Consider the following 10,711-nt stretch of genomic DNA (forward strand, 5'->3'; position numbering starts at 1 on the left):
ATATTTTCACTTTAGTGTGTCTCATAGCAGGCTTGCTATTCTCAGCCGGCTGTCTGTCCGGAGAATTGGCTGTTGTACAGATCGGCATAGAATCCGCCGCGTTCCAGCAGCTCCTCATGCGTTCCCTGCTCAATCACTTCGCCATGGTTCATGACGAGGATCAGGTCCGCTCCACGAATCGTGGACAGGCGGTGAGCAATCACGAAGCTGGTGCGTCCCTTCATCAGTTCATTCATCGCCTGCTGGATCAGCACCTCAGTTCGTGTATCTACACTGCTCGTCGCTTCATCCAGAATCAGGATCGACGGATTCGCCAGAATAGCGCGTGCGATCGTCAGGAGCTGCTTTTGACCCTGTGAAATATTCGAAGCTTCCTCATTCAGCACGGTATCATAACCCTCTGGCAACGTACGGATAAAATGATCCGCCCGCGCTGCTTCGGCAGCCTGCATAATCTCCGCTTCGGTCGCATGTTCACGGCCGTAAGCGATATTATCGCGGATTGTACCACCAAATAACCATGTATCCTGGAGTACCATACCGAACAGGCTGCGCAGCTCGCTGCGTGACAGTTCCTTGATATCCTGACTGTCGATCAGAATGCGTCCACCATTCAGCTCATAGAACCGCATCAGCAGATTAATTAGTGTCGTCTTGCCGGCACCCGTTGGTCCGACAATTGCTACTGTCTGACCGGCTTCCACATGAATATTCATATCCTGAATAAGTAGCTGATCCGGCTTGTAGCCGAATTGTACATGTTCAAAATCCACATTGGCCCGGAAGCCCGGTCGCGCTGCTGGTGATAGTATCTGTGCTACCGCTGATTGCGCTGCCCCTGCTTGCCCTACTGCAGATGCAGTGGACTCGCCTTTCCCCTTATCAGCTGCTATCACTTGCGCCTGGATCAGATGATCTTCTTCTTCCTGCTCGTCCAGCACCTCAAATACCCGTTCTGCCGACGCAATTGCCGACTGGATAATATTCGAGATATTGGCCAGCTGGGTGATCGGCTGGGAGAATTGGCGCGCATACTGGATAAAAGCCTGAATCCCGCCAATACCGATACTGCCGCGTGTTACCATAATCCCGCCGACGACACAGATCAGCACATAACCGATATTGCTGACAAAGTTCATTAAGGGCATAATCGTGCCGGAAATAAACTGCGCTTTCCAGCCGGAATCATACAATTCATTATTCAGCGTATCAAATTCCTGGACGGCTTTGCGTTCCTGGCCAAATGCCTTGACGATCGGATGACCAGTGTACAGTTCTTCCACATGACCATTGAGACGTCCCAGTGCCGCCTGCTGTCCGGCAAAATGCTTTTGCGAACGCTTGGCGACAAATATAGTCACAATCAGACTGAGCGGAATCGTGAGTACAGTGATCAGCGTCAGCAACGGACTGAGTGTCAGCATCATGACGATCACCCCGACCAGTGTAACGATCGACGTAATCATCTGCGTCAGACTCTGCTGCAGAGTAGTACTGATATTATCCATATCATTGGTTACCCGGCTCAGTACTTCTCCATGTGTCTGCCGATCATAGTAACGCAGCGGCAGGCGGGTCAGCTTGCCTTTGACTTCCTGGCGCATCTCGTAGACGGTATTCTGGGCAACCCCGGATATAAAGTACTGCTGCAAGTAGGAAAACAGTGAACTGAACAGATACAGTCCACCCAGCATCAGCAGCAGACGAAAAATATAATCAAAATTAATATCACGGCCACCGGTTACACTGGTAAACAGTTCATCGGTTGCCAGCCCCAGTATGCGCGGCGATAAGATACTGAACAGCGTACTGAGAATAGCTGCGACCAACACGCCGGTCAGCGGCATCCAGTGCGGCTTGAGATAAGCAGTCAGGCGCCGCAGGGTACCTTTGAAATTTTTGGGTTTGGCTCCCGGCATCGACATACCGGGAGGGCCACCCGGTCCGCCCATCGGTCCACCCGGAGGTTTCGCGGAGGAGCGGCGTCTTGTTGATTCACTCATGCGATCTCCTCCTCGGACAGCTGGGAAGATACGATCTGACGATACACTTCGCTGCTGTCCATCAATTCGTGGTGTGTGCCAATACCAGCAACCCGGCCTTCATCCAATACAATAATCTGGTCAGCATCCATCACCGTACTGACCCGCTGGGCAACCATCAGCACCGTTGCCTCGGTCGTCTCTGCCCGCAGGGCAGCACGCAGCCGGGCATCGGTCTTGAAATCCAGTGCCGAGAAGCTGTCATCAAAAATATACAGCTCCGGACGACGTACCAACGCCCGGGCAATCGACAGACGCTGCTTTTGTCCACCAGACACATTGGAACCGCCCTGGGCAATCTCCGACTCGTACCCTTGTGGCATCTCCGAAATAAAGTCCTCTGCCTGAGCGATACGTGCAGCATGAGCAATTTCTTCCTCAGTCGCTGATTCATGACCATAGCGGATATTTTCAGCGATGGTGCCTGTAAACAGCAGCGCTTTTTGCGGTACATAGCCAATCCGTGTCCGCAGTGCAGACTGCTCCAGCTCGCGGACATCGGTTCCATGCACCTCGATCCGGCCGCTGCTCACATCGTAGAAGCGCGGGATCAGATTCACCAGCGTAGACTTGCCCGACCCTGTTCCCCCGATAATGGCAGTCACCTCACCCCGTCTGGCTTCGAATGAAATATGCTCCAGCGCCGGTTGTTCAGCGCCGGGATAATGAAAGGTAACATCGTCAAATTTCAGCGTAACCGGCTGCCGGGAATCATTTTGCAGCTGTACCGGCTGCACCGGATTTACGATATCCGGCTGCATATCCAGCACTTCATTGATCCGGGTTGCCGAAGCCGAAGCTCTCGGTACCATGACAAAAATAACCGACAGCATTAGGAAAGAAAACAGGATCTGGGTCGCATACTGGACAAAGGCCATCAGATCCCCGACCTGCATCCGTCCATAACTGATCTCCACACTGCCAAAACCGATAATCGCGATAATCGAGAAGTTCAGCACGATCATCATCACCGGCATCATAAGCGCCATCAGCTTGTTAACCTTAATCGCTGTATCGGCCAGACCACGACTGGCACCATCAAACCGCTTGTTTTCATAACGATCCCGGTTAAAGGCGCGAATAACGCGGATACCGGTCAGATTCTCGCGAATTACCATATTCAGTGTATCCAGGCGGGTCTGCATTTCCTTGAACAGCGGCATTCCTTTGCGACCGATCAGGAAAATAGCCAGTCCGAGTACCGGAATAACCACTACGAAGATCAGCGACAGCTGGCCCTGCTTGGAGATCGCCATGATCAGACCGCCCAGCATCATCAGCGGAGCCATCAGCATCATGCGCAGCATCATCGTCAGCACCTGCTGCAGCTGGGTAATATCATTGGTTGTGCGCGTAATAAGCGAAGCTGTACCGATCCGGTCAAATTCCTGCAGCGAGAAATTCTCTACATGCGCAAAGACACGGCTGCGCAGATCACGTCCGAAGCCGATCGCGACTTTGGCCGAAAAGTAACTCGCCGCAATAGAACACAGCATCCCGACAGCAGCAAATAAAAGCATATACGAGCCGATCCGCCAAATATACGGTGTGTTACCGGCGGCAATCCCGGTATCCACAATATCCGCCATCAGCGTCGGCAGAAATAATTCCGACATCGTTTGCAGAAAAGTAAGTACCAGAATGAGCCCTATTAATGGATAATAAGGCTGCATCTGGCGGAACAGTTTAATCACCGAAGCCATCTCCCTTATGGGCAGGCTCTACCGGTTCAAATACTCGTTCCTGAAAATATTCAAATACGCGTCCCAGCAGCTCGGCCAGCTTGCGGCTGTCCTCCTCGCCAAGATAATCCACCAGACCTTCAAACGAGGTTTTGAATACAGCCAGCGATTGATCCATGATCGTCTCGCCTTTATCCGTCAGGGTTACACGAACAGCACGGCGATCCGTCTGATCCATATTCCGCTCGACCAAGCCGTCGTTTTCCATTCCTTTGATCAACTGGGTTACGGTCGGAGACGTGACACGCAGCATGCGACTTAATTCAGATACCTGAATCCCGCAGCTCTTGCAGTCCTCCTGGTTACCGATACAGATCAGGGCCATGATTTCACTCGGCTTATATCCGGCGACCGGCTTTTGACGCCAATCCGCTCTGCGGAACAGGCGGAATGCACGCAACAATTCTTCACCCATTGGTGATATTCCTTCAAACTTCAGTTCTTCATCCACAGTCATTCACCCCGAGATCTATATACTATTATTTAGTTAAGCTATTTATTAGGTTACCTAATTTTATAACTCTCATTAAATCCTTGTCAATCATTAGTTATATAATACCATTACTTCACCACATTTTAAGCTTATTCTTACAATTTAAGAATATTTGCTACCAAAATATTTACAGTCAAACCATATTATTACCATATAATGGAACTAAGCCCTGCTAATTTTGATTAATCTCATTTTTTTGCCAGATAAATGTTAAAAATAACAGATATTTTACGATAAACAGTAATAGAGCACTTGCAGATTTATGCAACTCTTATGATACGAAGGAGGTTAATTGAATATGAGAAGAAGCAGGCTGCGTTCGCATCATCACGTATCCCTCAAACCGCGCGTCTGCGGCTGGCTGGCTGTCTTGCTGCTGCTGCCCTCTCTTCCTATAAATGTTCACGCCGATGCACTGGGCCGGCATGAACAGGTAGGCAGAGACACTTATCTGGGCGGTTCGTATATTGAACTGGGCATCTCGGGAAGCGGTACGCTGGGTACATCTACCAGTAGTCCTGCCGGATTCCATCCAGGGACGCTTCGCAAGAGCATTGGACTGAATACCGACAGCGACGGTTACGATACAGGCAAGGATATGACCAGCGGCGATTATGTGCTGCCAGGCAGTCCATCCGAAGGATTCACGGTCGGTTACCGTTCGGGACCAAAAACCAGCACAAAGACATTTACCACGGAAGAACAAAACGGCAGTAACGAAGTACCCGGCACTACGGAAGATATCTCTACCGAAGAACAGCTTGCCGCCAAAACATCCGGTACTACACTGGATAAAGCGATCGGAGTAGAACAGACGATTTCGTTCAAACCAGGAGACCCCTTTTACAAAACGACTATTCATCTCACTAACACCAGCGTAACCGCCTCCGTCTACGATGTTCACTATATGCGCTTCCTCGACCCTGATATGGATGCTGATCTGAACGGCGATAACAGCACCATCAACTGGGTACCTTCCAACCCACTACAAGATCCCGATGCGATTGTCGCAGCCATTGGCAACAAGAGTGACAATGTATTTATGTATGTAGCCAGCGACCCGCGCGCTCAGGCTTCTGTCGGCTTCAGCCGTGACCCTTACAGCGAACCGGCATTCCGCTCAGGCGGTGGTACGCATATTGCTGCACAGGCTTCCGATGACTGGCTGACACTGGCGTTTGATGCCGGTAATCTGAAGCCGGGCGAGACAACTGAACTGGTCTTTTACAGCAGTGTCGATCCGGATATGAATGGTGCACTGGCTGCCATCCATGCGGATTATACAACAGCCATGAATGATGCGCCTACCGATGTGACGCTTGCTGGTGACACACTGACCTGGGATGCACAGCCGGGAACAGCAGTCGGTCAATTCTCCGCTGTCACAGAGGATACGTATGCACCGATGATCTACACACTCGTTAACGGCGAGAATGACAAAGACAACCGCTATTTTGCGATTCGCAATAACCGTCTGGAGACCGCTGCACCCCTTACACCTGGTGTGAATAGCTACTCGATCCGGGTACGCGCTACCGGACCAAAAGGCGGCATGCTGGAGAAAGTATTTACGGTTCATGCCCAGGCACCTGACCGCAAAACCGAGCTAACTTCCCTTTCGCTTGAAAATGGGTCACTTGCTCCTTCGTTCCAGCGTGATGTAACTTCCTATGAAGTTAATATGAACGCAGGTGCGGATCATGTGACTGTATTTGCCAGTGTGTATGATCCGGATACAGCTCTATCTGTAAACGGCGTCTCCGTAACCGATCAGGTATATGGTACACAGCTGTTGAAATATTCCGAGCCGCTGAGCAGCAATCTGTCTACACTGGAGTTCCGGGTAACTGCGCCAAACGGCAAATACAAAACGTATACGCTGCAGGTTAACGTTGCAGCCGAAGCTCCGACAGCAAAGCCGGAAGAACTGCCTGCTGCAGAGACACCAACATCGTCTGAGCCATCCGGGCCAGCTATTGTTCCTGCACCTGTATCATCTGCGCCAGAATCCGAATTCCCGGCACCGGTGACGACTGCTCCAATCGGAGCAACACCTGTACTTCCTTTGCCTGCGTCTACACCAACGTCTGACACCTATATCGCTCCAGGACCACCAGTGACGATTACTTTCCCATTCGTACCTGTGGTGCCGGTAGATCCGGGTGCACCGACTCCAGTATTTGCTGATGGCGGCAGCGGTGGTGGAGCTTCCCGTCTGGATGATGTGATTCCATCTGCTTCTTCTGTCGAGAAAGCTCCTGCTGCAGACACCAAGCGCAGTAACAGTACCAAGTCTGATAGTACCGTCAAGAAAACCGTATCCACCAGTGGATATGTGCAGGGTTACCAGGATGGAACATTCCGTCCGGATCAACAGGTGACCCGTGCCGAGCTGTCGGTTATGCTGGAACGTCTGCTGAATGGCAGCGAATCCGAAGGTGCAGCAAGTACTTCATTCAAAGATGTACCATCCACGTACTGGGCTTCCGGTGGTATTCAGCTGATTCAGTCCTACGGCTGGATGAAAGGCTATCCAGATGGCAGCTTCCAACCGGGCAAAGCAATGACACGTGCCGAACTGGCTTCCCTGATCGCACGCTGGAAAGAGTTGGATACTACAGTGGACAACACTGCTTCCGCACAGGCATCCGATCTGAATGACACCTGGGCTGCTGCCTATATTCAGCAGGTACTGAACGCCGGCTGGATGCAGGGCTATCCGGATGGCAAGTTCTATCCGGACAAACCGGTGACCCGTGCCGAAGTCGTTACTGTACTGAATCATCTGCAGGATATCCCTGCGGATACGGCGACTACAGCCACTTCATGGAAAGATGTATCGACCAAGCACTGGGCCTACGATGCAATCAACAAAGCTTCTCATTAATACTTTTCCTGTAAGCAATAGAATATAGAATGACAAAAACCTCCTTTACCCACATGAATACATGTACGGTAAAGGAGGTTTTTTACATAGGCATTTTTTAAAAATATAGTATAGAAGCTACAATGATCAAATCGTACAAAGCATAAAGCGTGGAACACCAAATACCAAGCATCAGCATCAAATTATACGGATCTCCTATCTCTCTTCATTAGAAAGCAAAAATTGCTGCAGCTGACGGCCCAGTTCATCTGGTTGATCCAGCCAGGGATAATGTCCACATTCCGGTATGGATATAAACGTCCCCTTTTGCAGCTGATTCGCGAACTCTTTTATAAAAGAACCGGGGCGCGGATCGCGGTCTCCATGAATACACAGCACGCTAACGTTTAGACGCGAAAATGCCTCACGCCAGTCGTCGGAAGCAAAGTACATAGCTGTGCTCGCTGCCAGCTGGTCATTTACCATATTATTCACATACTGACCATCTACCCGGGGTAGCCGGTCATATTGATCCTGCCGAACCAGGTCGGTCCTTACACTCAGTTCGCGCATACGATCAGCCGTCTGCTGCCAGGCGTCTCCGGTTAATGTGTCACGCTTGGAGCGAAGAAGCCGATATTCTTGCCGATCCTGCTCATTCATCGCAGCCAGGCGGTTATGGCGATAGGGCTCCTGCCATGCCGCATCCAGTCCGGTACCAGACATATAAATCAAAGCATCTACATGACTCGGATAGCGAGCTGTATAGGCAAGCCCCAACGATGCACCCCAGGAGTGACCGCATACCTTCCACCGTTCAATACCAAGGTGAATTCGTAGCTGATCCAGATCTTCCACCCATGTATCTAGATCATAGGGGCCTGTCTTGCCCGAGCGCCAGCTACCACGCTGATCGTAGCGAATCACCCGTACAGGATTCTGATCCAGCAGGCGGGCGACCGGCTCCATATAATCGTAGGCACCCGGTCCTCCGTGCAGCAGTACAAGCGGTATTCCTTTGCCCTCATCCGTATACCAGAGAGGTATGCCATTGATCTCTGCTATCATATGTTCTCCTTCCGGCTTTCCCGTTTGTACGTGAGTATCCTCTCACACTCTTCCTGTCTTCACCTATTCCTCTACACCGGGCAACAAAAAATGCTACATAGCCAGCCCAACCTATTCCGGACGCCATTCCGGTGGCAGGAGTTGTACATACGGGCGCTGAAGGAATCGATCATCGACCAGCATTAGCAGCCCTCGATCCTGTTCGGTACGAATCAGACGTCCTCCTGCCTGTAGTACTTTATTCATTCCCGGATACACATAGGCATAATTGTAGCCGCTGTGTCCTCCCTTGCTAAAATGCTCACGGATCATCTCGCGCTCCGGTCCAAGCTGCGGCAGCCCGACACCAACGATAATGACGCCGGTCAAGCGGTCCCCTGCCAGATCGACCCCTTCACTGAAAATACCGCCCATCACCGCGAATCCGGTCAGGGTCCGCTGGTTATCACTCTGAAAAGCATTCAAAAACCGGTCGCGCTCTTCCTCTGCCATATTGGACTGCTGAATCAGCACATCCGTATCGGCACCAAGGGTCTCAAATATGCTAACCACATCCTGCATATACTGATACGACGGGAAAAAGGCCAGGTAATTCCCCGGGCGTTTGTTGACCAGATCAGCCAGCAGTCGGGCAAGCTCATCGCGGGTCTTTTCCCTGTCCCGATAGCGTGTCGAGAGTGGAACAATCTGAACCTCCAGCTGTTCCCGCGAAAATGGGGATGGAATCGAGATATTGTAATCCTCTTCATCCGCACCCAGCATATCCCGGTAATATCCGATCGGGGAAAGGGTAGCAGAGAAATGGATCACCGAGCGGTATCCTTTGGCAGTCTGATGCAGCTGCAGGGACGGATCGATACAGAACATCCGCAGCAGCACATTGCTGCCATCCATCTCGGCATACGTAATATGACTCTCCATATCGTAGATTCGTCCAATGCGCAGAAAAGCCTGCACGGCGAAATACGTCTCCAGCAGCTGATCTGTATCACCGCCGCTGTTCCCCTGTTCCAATAGTGTTACTTCGGCGCGAATCGTAAACTCTTCCAGCAGCTTGAAAATCTCTTCCGGTGCTTCCCTGCTCTGGATAAAACTCTTCTCTCCCATCTGCTTGCGCAGGCGGATAAAATACGCATTGACTGCACTGGCAATCTTGGACAGCGATTCCGCGGAATGCTGGTAATCCCTTTTCAGATCGAGAAAGTCCGACTTGTTGAGTGCTGCCGAGAACATACTGCGTCCGCGGTCAACCAGATTGTGTGCCTCATCGACGAGCAGTACCGTGCTTTTACGCTGATCGTCGGTAACACGCTTGAGCGATACCCTCGGGTCAAATACATAGTTGTAGTCACAGATAACTGCATCCGAAGCATAGGATGCGTCCAGCGACAGTTCAAAGGGACAAACGGTATGCTTGCGTGCATACTGTTCGATAATTTCCCGTGTCATCATCGTCTCGTGGGTCAGCATATCCAGAATGGCTCCATTGATCCGGTCATAATAACCGTCGGTATACGCGCAGTTCTCCCGTCCCTTGATTCCATCTGCCGTACAGAAGCAGACTTTGTCCTTGGCGGTGATCGTCACTCCGTGCAGATGCAGTCCGTTCGTCTGCATTCGCAGCAGCGCATCCTCCGCATTGGCACGGGTAACCGTCTTGGCGGTAATATACATGAGACGCTCGGCGCGTTCACTGCCAATACTCTTGATCGCCGGGAACAACGTGGAGATCGTCTTGCCTGTTCCTGTCGGCGCTTCGGCAAACAGATTCACTTGCTCGCCGATTGTCTTGTAGACCGCTCCGGCAAACTGCCGCTGTCCGGAACGATAACCCGAAAAGGGAAAAGCCAGCTCTTCAATGCTTGCATTGCGTCTGCGTCGGTGCTCAGCCAGCATCTCGGCGTAGGGTGCATACTGTGCGATCGTATCCATGGTAAAGTCGACCAGCTGCTGACGTGTACGTATACGCTCCAGACGGGTCTCCTTGCCGCTGCTTTTGTGTACATAGGTGAGCTGGATACGTACCTGCTCCAATTCCCGGTCCTGAGCCAGCATATAGCCGTACATCTGCGCCTGTGCCCAGTGCACCTCCCGGCCATCGCCGATATCTTCGGCCGAGATCGAGGTGGACTTGATCTCGTCGACGGTCAGAAGTCCATTTTCATCCACCCATAATCCGTCACAGCGTCCCTCGATCCGGAACAGCAGGTCATGATAGGGAATCTCGGTTTTGAGATGGACTTCCTTTTCCCCGTGCTCTGCGTATCCCTGCTGAATCTGCTTGTGAATTCTTGTGCCTTCCTGCATCGACTGGGCGACCCGGAAGCCGGATTCGATACTGCCTGTACGATATACGTACTCGACCAGCGGACGAACAGGAATGTCGATGATTGTTGTCATGTTGGTGTCTTCCTTTCGCGATGCCTGCTTGATATCCATACATCTATAGGTTGGTTCTGAATGTCTTGTCGTCGATCATCACTATAATAGTGTTGTACCC

At 51.4% G+C, this 10,711-nt stretch carries 6 protein-coding genes; 1 reads left to right on the top strand and 5 read right to left on the bottom strand.

Going from position 1 to position 10,711, the window contains the following annotated elements; genetic code table 11:
• Nucleotides 1-41 precede the first annotated feature (41 nt).
• Genes H065_RS0100925 through H065_RS0100935 form a run of 3 tightly spaced genes read right to left on the bottom strand, consistent with a single transcriptional unit; the run spans nt 42 to nt 4,235 of the window.
• Nucleotides 42-2,003, bottom strand: a complete 1,962-nt coding sequence (locus H065_RS0100925) for an ABC transporter ATP-binding protein (RefSeq protein WP_017811121.1) — start codon at nt 2,001-2,003, stop codon at nt 42-44.
• Nucleotides 2,000-3,736: an ABC transporter ATP-binding protein gene (locus tag H065_RS0100930; RefSeq protein WP_017811122.1), complete on the bottom strand. Its 1,737-nt coding sequence runs from the start codon at nt 3,734-3,736 to the stop codon at nt 2,000-2,002. Before H065_RS0100930 ends, H065_RS0100925 begins: the two co-directional genes overlap by 4 nt.
• Complete coding sequence (locus H065_RS0100935; protein ID WP_231584371.1) at nt 3,729-4,235, bottom strand: MarR family winged helix-turn-helix transcriptional regulator; 507 nt, start codon at nt 4,233-4,235, stop codon at nt 3,729-3,731. The genes H065_RS0100930 and H065_RS0100935 overlap by 8 nt, the downstream gene beginning before the upstream one ends.
• A 340-nt stretch (nt 4,236-4,575) precedes the next feature.
• Between H065_RS0100935 and H065_RS26745 the strand changes: the two genes are divergently transcribed.
• Nucleotides 4,576-7,164, top strand: a complete 2,589-nt coding sequence (locus H065_RS26745; RefSeq protein ID WP_017811124.1) for an S-layer homology domain-containing protein — start codon at nt 4,576-4,578, stop codon at nt 7,162-7,164.
• Between the two features lie 195 nt (nt 7,165-7,359).
• On the opposite strand, the gene H065_RS26750 is transcribed toward H065_RS26745, so the two are convergent.
• The gene (locus H065_RS26750; protein WP_017811125.1) at nt 7,360-8,211 is read right to left on the bottom strand and encodes an alpha/beta fold hydrolase; all 852 of its coding nucleotides are present in this window, start codon (nt 8,209-8,211) and stop codon (nt 7,360-7,362) included.
• A 111-nt stretch (nt 8,212-8,322) separates the two neighbouring features.
• Entirely contained in the window at nt 8,323-10,611 is a 2,289-nt protein-coding gene (locus H065_RS0100950; protein ID WP_017811126.1) for a helicase C-terminal domain-containing protein, read from the bottom strand.
• Nucleotides 10,612-10,711 lie beyond the last annotated feature (100 nt).

Source organism: Paenibacillus shenyangensis, assembly GCF_000346635.1.
GTDB lineage: Bacteria > Bacillota > Bacilli > Paenibacillales > Paenibacillaceae > Saccharibacillus > Saccharibacillus dauci.